This window comes from Anoxybacillus sp. TBDG-1, from assembly GCF_054815885.1.
In genome coordinates this window covers 21,900-38,031 of the sequence record NZ_JBTZSY010000007.1, presented here as the reverse complement: position 1 = coordinate 38,031, position 16,132 = coordinate 21,900, and the positions used below count along the sequence as shown (strand labels likewise).

General features: G+C 41.9%; 15 protein-coding genes, 1 pseudogene and 1 CRISPR repeat array (1 of these 17 running past the window's edge). Of the genes and pseudogenes, 13 read left to right on the top strand and 3 right to left on the bottom strand.

What is annotated here, in order from left to right:
• Positions 1 to 242: 242 nt before the first annotated feature.
• The 5 genes and pseudogenes from ACYQY7_RS03695 to ACYQY7_RS03675 all read left to right on the top strand — a co-directional run bounded on the left by ACYQY7_RS03695 (position 243) and on the right by ACYQY7_RS03675 (position 5,913).
• Positions 243 to 1,131 (top strand): annotated as a pseudogene (locus ACYQY7_RS03695) (Rpn family recombination-promoting nuclease/putative transposase).
• Positions 1,132 to 1,297: 166 nt separating this feature from the next.
• Positions 1,298 to 2,275, top strand: a complete 978-nt coding sequence (locus ACYQY7_RS03690) for a TAXI family TRAP transporter solute-binding subunit (protein ID WP_461200786.1) — start codon at positions 1,298 to 1,300, stop codon at positions 2,273 to 2,275.
• Between the two features lie 65 nt (positions 2,276 to 2,340).
• Complete coding sequence (locus ACYQY7_RS03685) at positions 2,341 to 2,853, top strand: DUF1850 domain-containing protein (RefSeq protein ID WP_032100682.1); 513 nt, start codon at positions 2,341 to 2,343, stop codon at positions 2,851 to 2,853.
• On the top strand, positions 2,843 to 4,795 hold the full coding sequence (locus tag ACYQY7_RS03680; RefSeq protein ID WP_461200785.1) for a TRAP transporter permease: 1,953 nt from the start codon (positions 2,843 to 2,845) through the stop codon (positions 4,793 to 4,795). Before ACYQY7_RS03685 ends, ACYQY7_RS03680 begins: the two co-directional genes overlap by 11 nt.
• 233 nt (positions 4,796 to 5,028) lie before the next feature.
• Complete coding sequence (locus tag ACYQY7_RS03675) at positions 5,029 to 5,913, top strand: DMT family transporter (RefSeq protein WP_461200784.1); 885 nt, start codon at positions 5,029 to 5,031, stop codon at positions 5,911 to 5,913.
• 30 nt (positions 5,914 to 5,943) lie between these two features.
• Here ACYQY7_RS03675 and ACYQY7_RS03670 read toward each other — a convergent pair whose 3' ends face one another.
• Positions 5,944 to 6,246 carry an AzlD domain-containing protein gene (locus ACYQY7_RS03670; protein ID WP_461200783.1) on the bottom strand — a complete coding sequence of 101 codons (303 nt, stop codon included), beginning with the start codon at positions 6,244 to 6,246 and terminating at the stop codon, positions 5,944 to 5,946.
• A 1-nt stretch (position 6,247) separates the two neighbouring features.
• A complete protein-coding gene (locus ACYQY7_RS03665; protein WP_461200782.1) occupies positions 6,248 to 6,928 on the bottom strand; it encodes an AzlC family ABC transporter permease in 681 nt (226 codons plus the stop codon).
• A gap of 211 nt (positions 6,929 to 7,139) precedes the next feature.
• Here ACYQY7_RS03665 and ACYQY7_RS03660 point away from each other — a divergent pair, with 211 nt between their 5' ends.
• Positions 7,140 to 7,319: a hypothetical protein gene (locus ACYQY7_RS03660; RefSeq protein WP_461200781.1), complete on the top strand. Its 180-nt coding sequence runs from the start codon at positions 7,140 to 7,142 to the stop codon at positions 7,317 to 7,319.
• Positions 7,320 to 7,333: 14 nt separating this feature from the next.
• On the opposite strand, the gene ACYQY7_RS03655 is transcribed toward ACYQY7_RS03660, so the two are convergent.
• On the bottom strand, positions 7,334 to 7,666 hold the full coding sequence (locus ACYQY7_RS03655) for a helix-turn-helix domain-containing protein (RefSeq protein WP_461200780.1): 333 nt from the start codon (positions 7,664 to 7,666) through the stop codon (positions 7,334 to 7,336).
• 191 nt (positions 7,667 to 7,857) lie between these two features.
• Between ACYQY7_RS03655 and ACYQY7_RS03650 the strand changes: the two genes are divergently transcribed.
• From ACYQY7_RS03650 to ACYQY7_RS03620, 7 genes are all read left to right on the top strand, one after another.
• On the top strand, positions 7,858 to 8,868 hold the full coding sequence (locus ACYQY7_RS03650; RefSeq protein ID WP_461200779.1) for an asparaginase: 1,011 nt from the start codon (positions 7,858 to 7,860) through the stop codon (positions 8,866 to 8,868).
• Positions 8,869 to 10,281, top strand: coding sequence for an aspartate ammonia-lyase (aspA, locus tag ACYQY7_RS03645; RefSeq protein ID WP_461200778.1), 1,413 nt, complete (start codon positions 8,869 to 8,871; stop codon positions 10,279 to 10,281).
• A 19-nt stretch (positions 10,282 to 10,300) separates the two neighbouring features.
• The gene (locus tag ACYQY7_RS03640) at positions 10,301 to 11,716 is read left to right on the top strand and encodes a malic enzyme-like NAD(P)-binding protein (RefSeq protein WP_461200777.1); all 1,416 of its coding nucleotides are present in this window, start codon (positions 10,301 to 10,303) and stop codon (positions 11,714 to 11,716) included.
• A 72-nt stretch (positions 11,717 to 11,788) separates the two neighbouring features.
• Positions 11,789 to 11,989: a hypothetical protein gene (locus tag ACYQY7_RS03635; RefSeq protein WP_461200776.1), complete on the top strand. Its 201-nt coding sequence runs from the start codon at positions 11,789 to 11,791 to the stop codon at positions 11,987 to 11,989.
• Between the two features lie 85 nt (positions 11,990 to 12,074).
• Positions 12,075 to 12,623 carry a GNAT family N-acetyltransferase gene (locus ACYQY7_RS03630; protein ID WP_461200775.1) on the top strand — a complete coding sequence of 183 codons (549 nt, stop codon included), beginning with the start codon at positions 12,075 to 12,077 and terminating at the stop codon, positions 12,621 to 12,623.
• Positions 12,624 to 13,006: 383 nt separating this feature from the next.
• Positions 13,007 to 14,599 carry a two-component system sensor histidine kinase NtrB gene (locus tag ACYQY7_RS03625; protein ID WP_461200774.1) on the top strand — a complete coding sequence of 531 codons (1,593 nt, stop codon included), beginning with the start codon at positions 13,007 to 13,009 and terminating at the stop codon, positions 14,597 to 14,599.
• Positions 14,600 to 14,702: 103 nt separating this feature from the next.
• A complete protein-coding gene (locus tag ACYQY7_RS03620) occupies positions 14,703 to 15,530 on the top strand; it encodes an Rpn family recombination-promoting nuclease/putative transposase (RefSeq protein WP_461200773.1) in 828 nt (275 codons plus the stop codon).
• A gap of 192 nt (positions 15,531 to 15,722) precedes the next feature.
• A CRISPR array of direct repeats spans positions 15,723 to 16,132; the repeat unit is 30 nt; unit sequence GTTTGTATCGTACCTATGAGGAATTGAAAC; it runs 976 nt beyond the window's last position.

Genomic DNA, 16,132 nt, shown 5'->3' with positions numbered 1-16,132 from the left:
GAATTTGAAAAATATAGTTCGTTCCCCGACTGTTTTTAAACAGTTGGGATTTGTTTTATCTTTTAATCACTCTCTCCCTTCAAAAATTAAATTTTCAACCTAAAAAACGGTTCATCCTCCCACTTTTTCACCCCATTTGTCATAAAAATTTTCCGCAAAATTCAATTTTCCACTTTTGCATTTCCCTTATTTCCCGATTTTAATCAAGTTGTCCCCTATATTCTTACGAAAGGATGATCTGTATGCAATACCTCGATTTAAAAATGGATTTTATGTTTAAACAACTGTTCGGCCACCCAAGCAGAAAGTCAATCACCATGGCGTTTTTAAATGCTTTGCTACATCGGACTGGAGATGATCGCATCATCGACGTACAGTTTGAAAACACCGAACTAACGAAAGAAACAGAAGACGGTAAGACTGGACGATTAGATGTCATCGTTCGCACAAATCGCGGCGAGCGCATTCACGTTGAAATTCAAATCATCCCACAATACGTTATGCCCGAACGGCTATTGTATTACTGGGCAAGGTTGTTTTCATCTTCACTATCGAAAGGAGAACGGTACAACACCCTCCCTCCAACGATTATGATCGCCATCTTAAATTATCCCCTTTTCCCACATGAAACGGATCGCTTCCATACCGTTTTTCACATTCGTGAAGACGAAGAACAATTTCTTTGGAGCCATCACCTTGAATTTCATGTACTCGACTTGTCACAATTTATGGTAAAATGGAAGAAATATCGGAGAGAAGTGAAACAGTCACCGGAATGGCCATGGCTAACGATGTTGTCGGCTGTCGATGAACGAACGAAAAAAATGAATGAAGAGATGTTTCGTGAATTGGAGGGAATAGCCATGACAGAACAAGACATTTTAGAAGCGCTAGAAGAATGGCAAAGCTTAAGTGTCGACCCCGAAAACCGTTACGCGTACGAAATGCGGCTGAAATGGCTCCTTGATCAACTCTCAAACATTCGCGGCAGTCGGGAAGAAGGATTGAAAGAAGGCTTAGAACAAGGTCGAGAAGAAGGGAAAAATGGTCGAAAAAGGAATGAGTATAACAGACGTTGCCCATATTCTCGACATGACAGAGGAGGAAGTACGGGAGCGGTTGGGAGATTAGCGAACGGTGTCGGGTGCTGTTCGTATTTCTCCCACTTCAATTGTCCTCTAGTTATGATAAATTTCCGATAATTTGGAAAAAAATAAAAAATGATTTGACATTTTTCTAGTAGTTTATGATATTATAGTGCTGTGACTTTTGAAATAGAAAAGAAGGGGTGGTTATGATGAGAAAGTTACGTAGCAGTATGTTGTTTGTCGTGTTGTTAGCGTTTACAATGATTGTCACGGCATGTAACGGGGGGAACGAGCAAGGAAGTAGCGGAGGAGAGAAAGTAAAAAGCATTAGCATTTTAACAGGTGGTACAGGTGGTACATATTATCCGCTCGGTGGAGCGATGGCGAGCATCATTCAAGAGGAGACAGGAATTAACGCGAACGCACAATCTTCAGGTGCTTCTGCGGAAAATATGAACACGTTAAAACAAGGAGAAGCGGAGATGGCGTTTGCACAAACGGATATCGCTTCTTACGCATTGAATGGGGAATTAATGTTTGAAGGAAATAAAGTAGAAAACGTACAAGCGATCGGTACGCTTTATCCGGAAACGGTTCAAATCGTGACGCTCAAAGGTAGCGGCATCGAGTCAGTTGAAGATTTAAAAGGAAAGAAAGTATCGATTGGTGCGCCAGGCTCTGGAGTTAGCGCAAACGCACAACAAATTTTAGAAATTCACGGCATTTCTTTAAAAGACATTAAAGTACAAAACTTATCTTTTGACGAGTCTGTCGACGGCATTCAATCAGGCAGCATCGATGCAGCGTTCGTTACCGCTGGCACGCCAACAGGTGCAGTTGAAGCGTTAGCTGCTCAAAAAGAAGTGAAAATTGTACCGATTTCTGCTGAGAAAGTGAAACAATTGATTGAAAAATATCCGTTCTACGCGGAAGATACAATTCCTGCTGGTACGTATGGAATTGATTCAGATGTTACAACTGTGGCGGTAAAAGCGATGCTTGTTGTTCGTAAAGATTTAGATGAAGAGACAGTATACAATATTACAAAAGCTATTTTTGAAAACACAAACAAAATTACTCATGCAAAAGGGAAGTTAATTAAAGCTGAAACAGCGCTTGATGGCATCGGTAACATACCGTTACATCCAGGTGCGGAAAAATACTTTGTTGAAAAAGGCGTAAAATAACGAGAGGCGATGATAGACCGACGTTGTTCGGTCTATCGTTTCATTTTGTTTAAAGGTGAATGATTATGTCTTTGCTGAAACGTTTCCTTTTTTTGTCCCTTCTCATCATCCTTGCTTGCTCGTTTTTTTTTCCTTATAAGCAAGTCATTGCGTTTTATTTCGAAGATTCCGATCGTCTCATCGCATTTCTTCCAATCGATGAATCGCAAACGTTTCAAATCGTTTATACACATTCGATTCATTTCACCGATGTTGTCGAAACATATACGATATTCAAAAAGGAGCTCGTACTAACAGAGTTGATGTATGAAAACTTTGCGGTTGGAATGCCATCAAATGCGGAAGGGAATGAAGTGTTCGAACAAAGAGGCGGAAAGTACGTCATTACAAACATGAACCGTCGTTTTCAAGCGATTGATCTCCGCATCGGTCAAGTTCGTGCCAATCATCGCCTCATTTATAAGGGAAGAGAAATTGCACTCGGTGAGAAACTAGGGAAAGGCAAGTGGGTGAGAATTGTTCCGACTCGAATGAGCTTATGGCAACAGTTGAAAGGAGTGAACATCATTGACGAATGAAAAGATCGACGTATTATCAGCTGAAGAACAACAAAAAATACTAGAAAAATACGATCCTGAATCGAATACACGCAATTTGACTGGGGTCTTTCAAAAGATTGCGTTTGCGGGATTGTTAGCTTTTTCATTGTTTCAGTTGTATACGGCTATTTTTGGCGTCTTTACTGCGCAAATTCAACGTTCCATTCACTTAGGATTTGCCTTAGCCCTCATCTTTCTTTTATTTCCTGCTCGACGCGGAAAAAGGAAAAGCGGGAAACTTCAAGTAGCATGGTACGATATCGTGCTCGCTCTATTAAGCATTTACGTCGGTTTATATTGGCCGCTTCATATTGATGCGATCGTCATGCGTGTCGGTATGTTATCCGATCAAGATTTCTACACAGGTGTTTTGGCAGTTTTGCTTGTGTTAGAAGCGACGCGTCGCGCGGTTGGTTTGCCGATCACAATTATCGCCACCTTATTTTTACTGTATGGTTATTTTGGGGAAATGATGCCGAGCTTTTTGCGCCATAGCGGCTTGAGCTTGCAACGTCTCGTGCAAACGATGTTTTTTACGACAGAAGGAATTTTAGGAACGCCATTAGGTGTATCGTCAACATTTATTTTCCTATTCTTATTGTTCGGTTCATTCCTCGTGAAAACAGGTGTTGGGCAATATTTCAACGATTTAGCAGTGGCGATTGCCGGTCGTAGCACAGGAGGTCCAGCAAAAGTGGCCATTTTCTCTAGTGCGCTACAAGGGACAATTAGTGGAAGTTCTGTCGCAAACGTCGTGACGTCAGGGTCTTTTACAATTCCGATGATGAAAAAGCTCGGCTATAAAAAAGAGTTTGCTGGAGCGGTCGAGGCTGCAGCGTCAACAGGTGGACAGTTGATGCCGCCAATTATGGGAGCGGCAGCGTTTCTTATGGTCGAGTTTATCGGCGGCGGACTCACTTATTGGGATATCGCAAAGGCAGCTACGATCCCGGCTATCTTATATTTTGCAGGCATTTGGATTATGACGCATTTTGAAGCGAAGCGCATCGGTTTAAGTGGACTGTCAAAAGAAGAGATGCCAAATCGAAAAGAAGTGTTTAAGAAAATTTATTTGCTTATTCCGATCGTTTCGGTCATCGTATTGCTTATGTCAGGTGTGACTGTTACGCATGCGGCGCTATATTCCATCGCCATCGCCATTGTCGTCGGATTTATAAATCGCGCCTCGAATATGAAACTCGTCGATATCGTTTATGCGCTTGTAGACGGAGCACGGACGGCTTTAGGGGTCGCTGCCGCTACTGCAGCTGCCGGAATTATTGTCGGCATCGTGACGAAAACGGGCTTAGGGTTGAAACTCGCAAACGGATTGCTTGATATTGCTGGCGGTCATTTATTGCCAACGTTATTTTTAACGATGATTGCTGCGATCGTTTTAGGAATGGGATCGCCAACAACAGCGAACTACGTCATTACGTCAACGATTGCTGCACCAGCAATTATTTTGCTTGGTGTGCCCGATTTATCGGCTCATTTATTCGTGTTTTATTTTGGGATTATTGCGGATATTACCCCGCCTGTTGCGCTCGCGGCTTTTGCGGCTGCTGGTGTATCAGGTGGAGAACCGCTTCGAACTGGAATTCAGTCAGCGAAATTGGCGGTTGCAGCGTTTATTATCCCGTACATGTTTGTGTTATCTCCACAACTACTTATGATTGATACAACGATGACCGAGTTAGCTTGGGTTGTTTTTACATCTATCATAGGGATGGTTTCGATCGGTGCAGGGATGATCGGATATTGGATGCGCAGCTTGCATTGGATTGAGCGAATTGTTGCGGTTGGCTCGGGTGTAATGCTCATTAAGCCGACCATTTGGTCAGATGCGATCGGTCTCGGATGTTTTGTGATTTTGCTCGTTTTACAATTCGTTTGGAAACGTCATGATGTAAAGGGATAAAGTCATAGCTGTCGTCGATCTATTAGGGTCAACGACAGTTTTTTTACATGCATCAAATTGAAGATAAAAATAGAAAAATCAAAGAAAATTGATACAATAAGAAATAACTATCGTATAGGAGTGAGGATCATGTATATGTATTTGTTTGAAAACGATCAGCCCGTCGTTTGCTTCTAAGACGGGGCAGGGGTTCGCTCCGTCTTGCAGAGAACAAAAAAGACGGGGGAAAAAAGATGAGACAAACATTTTTTGGTTCGTTGTATTTATCGCTCGCTGCGAGCATTTGGGGTGGCATGTATGTCGTTAGTAAATACGTGCTCGATTACGTTCCGCCATTTACGCTCGTGTGGCTTCGCTATGTGGTTGCTTTTTTTGTGCTATGGATCATTTTACACATGCGGCATATGCCGATGCCAAAAGAAAAACAAGATTGGAAGCATATCATATTGATTGGGATTGTTGGATATGTCGTTTCAATCTCTTTACAGTTTGTCGGTACGAAATGGTCGGATGCGCATACGGCTTCGCTTATTACTTCGGCGACGCCTGCGTTTATTGTCATCTTTGCTCGTTGGATGTTGAATGAAGCAATGACGTTACGAAAACTAAGTGCGCTTTCGCTTGCGACGGCAGGGGTTGTTGTCGTCGTTGGATTTGGTGGGGAAGAGACGACGTCATTTTTCGGAAACGTGTTACTTGTCGGAGCGGCAGTCACGTGGGCGCTTTTATCGGTGCTCGTTAAAATTGCATCGACTCGCCTGTCGGTGTTAGTCATTACGACTTATGCGATTTTCGTTGCTTTCATCGGCACAACGCCATTGATGATGTGGGAATGGTGGCAAGCAACGTCTATAACATATTCGTTTCCTGTTGTGCTTGGGGTCATTTATCTCGGTGTTGTGTCGACGGCGGGGGCGTTTTTTCTTTGGAACAAAGGGATGGAAATGATGGATGCTAGTGTCGGTTCGCTCTTTTTCTTTTTTCAGCCGCTCGTTGGCTCGCTGTTCGGCTGGCTGTTTTTACATGAGCAATTACATGTTTCGTTTTGGATCGGCGGAGCATTCATTATCGTTGGAGTTATTGTTGCGGTGTTTGAGAGGAAACCATCGGATGTATAACAATGAGCCCTTGTGCATGCGCAAGGGCTTTTACAACATTGTGTACACCGTTAAAACAAGCACGGATACGAAAACGACGATCATGACGTTAGCGCCGAGCCATGAAGCAAGTACGGCACTTACAAAACCGAGGATGCCAAACCACGGATCATCTTGGATAAGAAACATGCCTGGAATAATTAAAGCGCCAAGCGTGGCGTATGGAACATTTCGCAATACACCGCGCCAAAATGGCGGCAAGTTGATGCGGTGAAAAAGCGTCAACGGCAGCATGCGTGGAATGTATGTGACGATGCCCATGCCGAGAATAATGAAAAGAATGTCACTGCGCATATTATTCCGTCTCCTTTCCTTTTTCGGCAAGCCATTGGATGACAATAGCCGATATAATCGTAGCGATGACGATCGCCCATCCTTTTGGAACGTGAAGCCATAATAGAAGTATACAGTTGATGAGCCCGGCACTCACTGCAAGCCAAAGCGCTTTTCGCTCTGTTTTGACGGCAGGAACTAACAGCCCGATAAACATCGCATAAAGGGCGACAGATAAGCTTAATTGCAAGTTTTCTGGCAAATATGCGCCGACGATATGTCCGATGGCAGAGTTGACAACCCAACTGCTGTAGGAAATAAAAATAAGTCCGAACATATATGAAGCATAGATCGTTCCTTCTTTCATCGCAGCGACAGAAAACGTTTCGTCTGTTATGCCGAACGCGTATAGCGCTTTTTTCCAAAGCGCGTCGTGTTCCGCCTTTTCATTTAGGGATGCCGACATTAAAAAATGGCGAATGTTTAAAATAAATGTCGTTAAAATGATTTCAAATGCGCCTGTGCCAAGAGATAGTAAATTGAGCGAAATGTATTGCGCCGCCCCGGCAAATACGATCATGCTCATCAGCGTCGTTTCGATGATGGAAAGACCTGTTGACTTCGCTAACAAACCGAACGTAAGGGCAACAGGTGCGTATCCAATCGCAATCGCAACTCCTGCTTTTATACCATGACGAAACATATGTATCCCCCCTTCTTTTGTATTTTCATAAAATTTTTTCTATTTCGCAAGTGAAAATCTTTATTGCAGATTAATATATATGGTTATTGTAAAACAAATGAAGCGGACGAAAAAAGAAACGGCTAGCATCGTTTGCACGAGAAGCGATCATATTAAAAAGCTTGATCACTAACAAATTCTGAAGTTGTATCATTCGTTTGATGTGTGTGGTATGCCACATCTTGTCTTGGAATATGTTGATGGCGATACGATCGCAACAATGATTTTTGACAAAAATAAACGCATAGGGAAAAAGAGGTGTTTTCGTTGTTGGCAGATGTTGCGACGTATGTTGCAACTTGATGTGCCGTATGCATCCGTTGAACAGCTGGCGCGCGATGTCGTTCAGTAGGCGTTTTATGACGCCTATTTTTTATGTTTCTCAAGTTCACGTTTGGCACGAATGAACGCAATCAGTTGAATGATTTCGTCTTCCGTTACTTGTTTTCCGTCGACTGTCATATGAACCGTTGGATGTGTAAGTTCAATGGTCGGCTGTTCTTCGTCTGTGGCACCAAGCAAATAATCGGTTGTTGTGCCAAACAATTGCGCCAGCTCTTTTACAGCTTCTAATGACGGCTGGCGGTATCCCGATTCATAGCCAGCATATGTGCTTTTGGCGATATTGAGTTGATCGGCAATATATTGTAACGACCATTGCTTCTTTTTTCTCAACTCCGACAATCGTTTTGAAATCATCGTGTTTCTCTCCCTTATTGATCTTCTCGCTTCGTTCGCGAAACGAATAAAAGTGCTTGTTATTTTCTTTTTTTCTGCATATAATTGAAATAAAGGTACGCGAATCGCGAACAATTTTATTTATAGTTTACACTACATGACACAAAGAATACAATAGATGACTTAAAATCGCCATATTTGGGGTGACGATGATGAAAAATATTTTGTTGCTCGCAACAGGCGGCACGATCGCTTCCGTGCCAAGCGAAGAAGGATTGACGCCGAAGCTGACGGCAGAAGAATTGACGAGCTATATTACGATTGAAAATCAGCCGTATCGGTTACATAGTCAAATTTTAATGAACATCGACAGCACAAATATGCAACCGGAACATTGGCGCGATATCGCGAAGGCGATTTATACACATTATGACAACTATGACGGATTTGTTGTCACACACGGAACAGATACGATGGCTTATACGGCAGCTGCGTTGTCATATATGATTCAAAACAGCACGAAACCGATTGTATTGACCGGCTCACAAGTGCCGATTGGTTTTCCGAAGACAGATGCGAAAAAAAATATACGCGATGCGCTTCGTTTTGCGTGTGAAGACGTCGGTGGGGTGTTCGTTGTCTTCGATGGGCGCGTCATTTTAGGGACGAGGGCAGTCAAAATGCGGACGAAAAGCTATGATGCGTTTGAAAGCATTAACCATCCGTATGTTGCTTACATTCATCGAGAAACGATTGATTATCAATATGAGCTTCCGAAACCGAGCGGAAAACTGCAGTTTGATGCGTCGCTTTGTCCGGATGTGTTTTTATTGAAGCTTCATCCGGGCACAAAGCCAGAAATATTTGATTACATTCGCCATTTATATCGCGGTGTCATTATCGAAAGCTTCGGCAGCGGAGGTGTGCCGTTTCAAGGGCGCAATTTATTGCCGAAAATCAAAGAACTCATTGACGATGGGATGGCGGTTGTTATTACAACGCAATGTTTAGAAGAAGGAGAAGATTTAACATTATATGAAGTCGGACGAAAAGTGGCGCAAAATACAGTCATTTTATCAGGAGATATGAATACGGAAGCGATCGTACCGAAGCTCATGTGGGCGTTAGGAAAAACGACGAATGTACTTGAAGTGAAAAAAATGATGGAAACGCCAATCGCAAACGACATGACACGAAAACAAGAAGAAGGTTGGGATGCGTAAATGATGCAAACGAAAGCGGTACGACTCGAACGAGATTTGCTTGGCGAAAAAGAAATTCCGTATGAGGCGTATTACGGCATTCAAACGATGCGCGCGGCTGAAAACTTCCCGATTACAGGGTACCGATTGCATCGTGAGCTCATTGAAGCGATGGCGATCGTAAAAAAAACCGCAGCGCTTGCGAATATGGAAACAGGACAGCTCGATATGCGCATCGGTAAAGCGATTGTGAAAGCAGCGGAAGAAATTATCGCAGGACAATGGCACGATCAATTTATCGTCGATCCGATTCAAGGCGGCGCAGGTACGTCAATCAACATGAATACGAACGAAGTGATCGCGAATCGCGCACTCGAATGGTTAGGAGAGCGGAAAGGAAATTACCATATCATTAGCCCGAATACGCATGTAAACATGTCGCAATCGACAAACGACGTCTTTCCGACAGCGATTCATATCGCGGTATTAAATATGGTGAACAAATTACTGCAGACGATGGAACGTATGCACGATGTGTTTGCCGAAAAAGCGAAACAGTTTGATCATGTCATTAAAATGGGGCGGACGCATTTACAAGATGCTGTTCCCATTCGTCTCGGTCAAGAATTTGAAGCGTATCGCCGCGTTGTAAAACGGGATATCGAACGCATCGCCAAAGCGCGTCAACATTTATATGAAGTGAATATCGGCGCAACGGCAGTAGGCACGGGATTAAATGCCGATCCGGTCTATATTGAGCGCGTCATTTTTTATCTCGTTCGGTTGACGAACTTGCCGCTTATACGGGCGGAACATCTTGTTGATGCGACACAAAACACCGATGTATATACGGAAGTGTCAGCTGCATTAAAAGTATGTATGATCAATATGTCAAAAATCGCAAACGACCTTCGCCTCATGGCATCTGGTCCGCGCGCAGGGCTCGGAGAAATTACGTTACCTGCTCGTCAACCGGGATCGTCCATTATGCCGGGGAAAGTGAATCCGGTCATGGCGGAAGTTGTCAACCAAGTCGCATTTCAAGTGATCGGTAACGACCAAACGATTTGTTTAGCGTCAGAAGCAGGACAGCTAGAGTTAAACGTCATGGAGCCGGTGCTCGTGTTTAATTTGCTTCAGTCGCTTCATATGATGGACAATGTGTTTCAGGCATTTACAGATTATTGTTTAGCTGGCATTGAAGCGAACGAAGAACGAATGAAACAACATGTCGAAAACAGCATCGGCATCATTACAGCCGTCAATCCGTACATCGGTTACGAAGCGGCATCGCGCATCGCGAAAGAAGCACTTCGTACGGGAAAATCGGTGCGTGAATTATGTATTGAGTACGATTTGTTGAACGAAAAGCAATTACATGATATTTTAGACCCGTATGCTATGACAAGTCCGGGTATTGCTGGTAAACATTGATGAAAAGGAAGGTTACAACATGTCAAGCGGAGCAAACATGCACATTACGATTCGACTACAATTTGCGAAAAACGTCGTCTCTTTCAGCGACATTGCCACAGCGATTGGACAAGCGGGCGGAGATATTGTCGGCATCGACGTCATTTCTTCAAGCAAAACACATACGGTGCGCGACATTACGGTGAGCGTTCTTGACTCGAAACATGCGGACGTTGTCGTCGATACGTTGCGGAAAACGACAGGTGTGAAAGTCATTCACGTCTCTGACCGCACGTTTTTAATGCATATCGGCGGAAAAATCGAAGTGAAATCGAAAATTCCGATTAAAACGCGCGACGATTTAGCGCGCGTGTATACGCCGGGGGTCGCGCGTGTATGTACGGCCATTGCCGAGGATCAAACGAAAGCGTATTCGTTAACGATTAAGCGAAATACCGTTGCGGTCATTTCAGACGGAACGGCGGTATTAGGACTTGGCGATATTGGACCGTACGCGGCGATGCCTGTTATGGAAGGAAAAGCGATGTTATTTAAACAGCTCGCTGGCGTTGATGCATTTCCGATTTGTTTAGATACGAAAGATACAGATGAAATTGTGCAAATTGTCAAAGCGATTGCGCCAGCGTTTGGCGGCATTAATTTAGAAGATATCGCCGCCCCGCGTTGTTTTGAAATTGAAGAGCGGTTGAAACAAGAACTCGATATTCCTGTTTTCCACGACGACCAACACGGCACAGCGGTCGTTTTACTTGCAGGGCTATTAAATGCGTTAAAAATTGTAGATAAAAAGATTGAAGAGATTAAAGTTGTATTAACAGGAATCGGTGCGGCAGGGATCGCCTGCACGAAAATGTTGCTTGCGGCTGGGGTGAAAAACATTATCGGCGTCGATCGCCAAGGGGCGATTCACCGCGGGGTACAATACGACAATCCGTATTGGAACGAATACGCGCAATTGACGAATCCTGAAAATATAAGCGGTTCGCTTTCGGATGTCATCGCTGGAGCGGACGTCTTCATCGGCGTATCAGCACCGGGCATTTTAAAAGTAGAAGATGTGAAAAACATGGCGAAAGATCCAATTGTTTTTGCGATGGCAAACCCGATCCCAGAAATTGATCCAGAACTTGCCGAACCGTACGTTCGTGTCATGGCGACAGGACGTTCAGACTATCCGAACCAAATTAATAACGTCCTTTGCTTCCCAGGCATTTTCCGCGGAGCGTTGGACTGCCGCGCGATCGAAATTAACGAAGAAATGAAACTCGCCGCAGCCCAAGCGATCGCTTCCGTCGTCACGGACGAGGAATTAAGCGAAACGTACATTATCCCAAGCGTTTTTAACAACAAAGTCGCCGAACGCGTGCGCGAAGCCGTCATGAAAGCGGCATACAAAACCGGCGTCGCCCGTAAAGACGATATGATGTTTCGATAAAGAAAAGGTGTCCTGAAATGAACTGCACCCCAATTGTTAGACACAACTAACCATTGGAGGTGCAGTTTTTATATGACTAAATACAGTTTAGAAACTAAATTAGCTGCAGTTAGTGCTTATCTTGAAGGGGTAGATTCCTTTAAGGTAACAGCACAAAAGTACAATGTAAAGGATGAAATTGTATATATTGTATCTCATCTAAAAAAAAGACGTCCTTTTGGATCCGTCTTTTTTGTTTGTAAACCACTCATTGGTTTTTTTTCTTTTATATAATAAAATTTCTTTTTAATTCAAAAACATACAATAAATATTTTTTGTATAATATTGATTGTGTAATCTAAAATAGAGGAGAGATATGATGTATTACAAGTTAGTCGAAACAGCAGAAGAACAAAAGTTGTTTCAAAGGATTTATGAACAAATCTGGGAGGAGGTAGGCTTTCAAAAGGAACAAAGTTCTCCTTTTAGTAAAAAATACTTATTTTTTGAAGAAGGGAAAGCAGTAGGGACACTAGAGCTCTATCCTTTCGACCCTCAGTCTCCATATAGTATAGAAAAAGATTTTTCTTTCTCAAAACACGAAAAAATTTTAGAAGGTTTAAAAAAAGGAAAAGTCATTTGGGAAGTTGATAAAGTAGGCATTTTACCTGCGCATCGAGGAAAAGGATTCATGGAGTTGCTAGTTCAATTTTTCATAGAACATCGAAAAAATTACGGACTTGATTTAGGGATTTTTTTATTAGAAGAACGATTTTTCCGTGTATTAAAGAAAATATATACGGAAAAAATTCTTTTTAGCATTGGACCTTCTTTGATTTTTGAGGGAGAGAGAAAAAAAGTTGTTCCTTCAATTGTAGATTTGGAGAGTTTAGAAGCACTTTTACATAAAAATGAAGTTCGCGTTTGAACTTCATTTTTATTTTGATATGAATTGAAGTTGTGGGAGTATGCTCATCGATGGAAGTACAATTCATTTATCATGTTGCTTAAACGCTAGCCAATCATCTCCACTCATGTCACTTCTTTATTATTTACCTCATCAGCCTTTATCAGTTATTTTTTGAATAGGGCCTCGTTGCTTCTTGATGGTTTTTAGAATAGAATGAGAGAGTTAGAACATGAAATGAAGAGAAACGCAGGGCTTATTTGTTTATTTGAAGAGAGGTTTTATCAGTGTGTTCAACGTGGAGAAAGAGGTTCATACCATTATATACCTCGATCGTTTGTTTCAGTGGGCTGATCATTTTTTTCTATTCTTTTTCCTTCGATCAAGAGCGATTCTTTTTTACGATGTTGTTAACGATCGGAGTTCTTCTCCTTAATTATTATGACATTAAACTTCCACCGAACGGAAATGGGACGTCTTTTGATTCCTCGCTACATTTAGCAGTGCTCGTTGTATTTGGGATGAAATATGTTTTATTCAGTTTATTATTGAGTACGATATTTATTTTTATTTTTCAACATAAAAAAATGGTTTGGTGGAAGCATATATTTAATTTTTCAATGTATGTCCTTATGATCTCTAGTGCTTATTGTGCGTTTCTTTTTTTCGGTGGGAAGATTGGGACGTTTAATTTTACTTATGCCTTGGCGTATATCGCTTCTTTTGTCGCATATTACACAGTCAATGCGTTTGTTATGGCTTTTTATTTCTTCCTTAACTCATCGCAACGAATGCATGTAATCGTAACAAATATTGTTAAAGAAACGTTTTTTGAGTATATGATCATACTAGGTGGGGCGGTCATGTTGACGCTCTTTCTCCCTTTCTATCCGATGTTTGGATTAACGATTTTTATTTCCGTTCTTGTTGTTTTGTCGATCATTTTTAGAAAGTATTCATATTTGTATGAAGAAGTGTTGAAAGATAAAGTATTTATTGAACAATTGCTGAATGCTTTACCGAGCGGAATTATTATGAATGATCAGTTGGCAGGGAGCTATTTTATTAACGAATCCGCAACAACGTTACTTTCTTTAGAAAAAAAAGATATAGAGCACATGCTGGATAAAAGGAAGAAACCGGAAGAGAATAAAGCATTTTGGGAGCTTCTTTTAGCTAATTCTCCTTTGACAAATAAGAAAATCGTTTATAAAACATTAGAGACGAAGACTTTTTTGATTTCGAAAGTAAAGTTAAAAAATAGGTATGATGAATGTATTGGGGAAATTACTTATTTTCTCGACATCACCGAAATGGAGGAACTAACAAAACGCATACATCAGTCGGAGAAGCTGGCGTTAATAGGGGAAATGGCGGCGAAAGCGGCGCATGAAATTCGCAATCCGCTTGCAGTCATTCATGGCTTTTTAGCGTTTATGAACGAAAATTTAGCGAAAAACGAACGGGAACAATACCACATTCCGCTTTTACTACAAGAAATTGACCGCATCAATGCGATCGTTGAAGATATGCTTCTCATGGCGAAGCCGAGCGCGCCGATGTTGAAAGAAACGTATATGGAAACGATCGTTCAAGACGTTCTTTCATTGTTACAACAAACGTTAGAGGCCAAAAATATACGTGTGCACGTTCGGCTTGACCCGGTTCCGTTATCGATCGATCCGAAACAAATGATGCAAGTGTTGTATAATTTACTCTATAACAGCATCGAAGCGATCGAAGAAAACGGCACGATTTGTATTTATTCTGATGTTACAGAAACATACAACATGTACGTATACGACTCCGGTCGTGGAATTCCGAAAGAGATGCAAAAGACGATGTTTGAACCGTTTATGACGACGAAATCATCAGGTACAGGGTTAGGGTTAACGATTGTGAAACGAATCATCGAAAACCATGGTGGAACGATTGCGCTTCATGATAGTTCGGAGAAAGGAACGACGTTTGTCATCACCTTGCCGATCCGGCGATAAAAAAAGCCAGCTCGTTAGGAGTTGGCTTTTTATGATGGCATGCAGGAAAAGGAATGGTATTGTCGAATAAAAACACCGAAATAACTGTATGTGAGGTGAATATATGTCCATTGACCACGATCGTTTGTTTAAAGAGTTGATCCAAACGTTTTTTGAGGAATTTATTCTTCTCTTTTTCCCGACGATGCATGAGCATATTGACTTTCGCCACGTATCGTTTTTATCGGAGGAGCTATTTACTGATGTAGTGGCAGGGGAGAAGTATCGCGTTGATTTGTTGGTCGAAACGAAATTGAAAGGGGAGGATAGCTTAATTATTGTTCATATCGAAAATCAAAGCTACGTCCAACCGTCATTTCCAGAACGCATGTTTATTTACTTTAGCCGTTTGTTTGAAAAATACCGTAAACATATTGTACCGATTGCCGTATTTAGCTACGATACGATCCGCGACGAACGATCTACATTTACCATCCAATTTCCTTTTAGCAAAGTCCTCGACTTTCATTTTTTCACTGTGGAACTTCGTAAACAAAACTGGCGCAACTACATCCGACAAGACAACCCGATCGCCGCTGCACTGTTAAGTAAAATGGGTTATACTGAAAATGAACGAGTAGAACTGAAAAAACAATTTTTACGCATGCTTGTCCGAATGGAATTAGACGAAGCGAAACAACGGTTATTGTTTGGCTTTTTTGAAACATATGTGAAACTATCAGATGAAGAAGAACGAAGACTGCGAAGCGAGGTGAATGAAATGGAGACGAAAGAAAAAGAACAAGTGATGGAGCTAATTATTTCGTATGAACAACAAGGAATGAAGCGCCTTGTACAAACGATGGCGAAAAAAGGGATGAGTGTAGAAGATATTGCGAACATCACGGATCTTTCGGAAGAAGAAGTGCGGGAGCTGTTAGAAAAGGAATAATTATATTGTTCATCACTTCACAACCGTCGTCGACCTCCAATCTTGCAAAAACTCCGGGGGATCGACGACCATTTGCTTTTTGCGACTTTTTTAGGTGTATCAACGTGCAAAGAGTATTGAATGAATTTTCGGATGTATGTATAATGAAGTTGTATAGCTTTTCCATGTGTTGATTTATCAGCACTTTTTGGGGTTTGTATCGTACCTATGAGGAATTGAAACTGTCAACTGATAACGCATATCGTATACATTAGTATAACGTTTGTATCGTACCTATGAGGAATTGAAACTAGGGTGATAGCGTGATTACATTGCCGCCAATTTCAGTTTGTATCGTACCTATGAGGAATTGAAACAGGAGCTAATGGGCGCGTATCGTCCGATTTATCGACGTTTGTATCGTACCTATGAGGAATTGAAACCTACTGGACAGAGATTGCAACAATGGCGAAACCGGAAGGTTTGTATCGTACCTATGAGGAATTGAAACTTCAAAAACCAAATGTAACGTTTTCTACTTCCAAGTTTGTATCGTACCTATGAGGAATTGAAACCGCTCAACAAAATCCTCTACATCTTTTAACAACACTTCAAGTTTGTAT

What these genes read in the sequence shown, in the direction of transcription:
- ACYQY7_RS03660 (WP_461200781.1), top strand. Translation starts at nt 7,140, where the DNA reads ATGCCACATCTTGTCTTGGAATATGTTGATGGCGATACGATCGCAACA.
- ACYQY7_RS03635 (WP_461200776.1), top strand. Translation starts at nt 11,789, where the DNA reads ATGACTAAATACAGTTTAGAAACTAAATTAGCTGCAGTTAGTGCTTAT.
- ACYQY7_RS03625 (WP_461200774.1), top strand. Translation starts at nt 13,007, where the DNA reads ATGTTGTTAACGATCGGAGTTCTTCTCCTTAATTATTATGACATTAAA.
- ACYQY7_RS03650 (WP_461200779.1), top strand. Translation starts at nt 7,858, where the DNA reads ATGAAAAATATTTTGTTGCTCGCAACAGGCGGCACGATCGCTTCCGTG.
- ACYQY7_RS03685 (WP_032100682.1), top strand. Translation starts at nt 2,341, where the DNA reads ATGTCTTTGCTGAAACGTTTCCTTTTTTTGTCCCTTCTCATCATCCTT.
- ACYQY7_RS03690 (WP_461200786.1), top strand. Translation starts at nt 1,298, where the DNA reads ATGAGAAAGTTACGTAGCAGTATGTTGTTTGTCGTGTTGTTAGCGTTT.
- ACYQY7_RS03670 (WP_461200783.1), bottom strand. Translation starts at nt 6,246, where the DNA reads ATGCGCAGTGACATTCTTTTCATTATTCTCGGCATGGGCATCGTCACA.
- ACYQY7_RS03665 (WP_461200782.1), bottom strand. Translation starts at nt 6,928, where the DNA reads ATGTTTCGTCATGGTATAAAAGCAGGAGTTGCGATTGCGATTGGATAC.
- ACYQY7_RS03675 (WP_461200784.1), top strand. Translation starts at nt 5,029, where the DNA reads ATGAGACAAACATTTTTTGGTTCGTTGTATTTATCGCTCGCTGCGAGC.
- aspA (WP_461200778.1), top strand. Translation starts at nt 8,869, where the DNA reads ATGATGCAAACGAAAGCGGTACGACTCGAACGAGATTTGCTTGGCGAA.
- ACYQY7_RS03640 (WP_461200777.1), top strand. Translation starts at nt 10,301, where the DNA reads ATGTCAAGCGGAGCAAACATGCACATTACGATTCGACTACAATTTGCG.
- ACYQY7_RS03655 (WP_461200780.1), bottom strand. Translation starts at nt 7,666, where the DNA reads ATGATTTCAAAACGATTGTCGGAGTTGAGAAAAAAGAAGCAATGGTCG.
- ACYQY7_RS03630 (WP_461200775.1), top strand. Translation starts at nt 12,075, where the DNA reads ATGTATTACAAGTTAGTCGAAACAGCAGAAGAACAAAAGTTGTTTCAA.
- ACYQY7_RS03620 (WP_461200773.1), top strand. Translation starts at nt 14,703, where the DNA reads ATGTCCATTGACCACGATCGTTTGTTTAAAGAGTTGATCCAAACGTTT.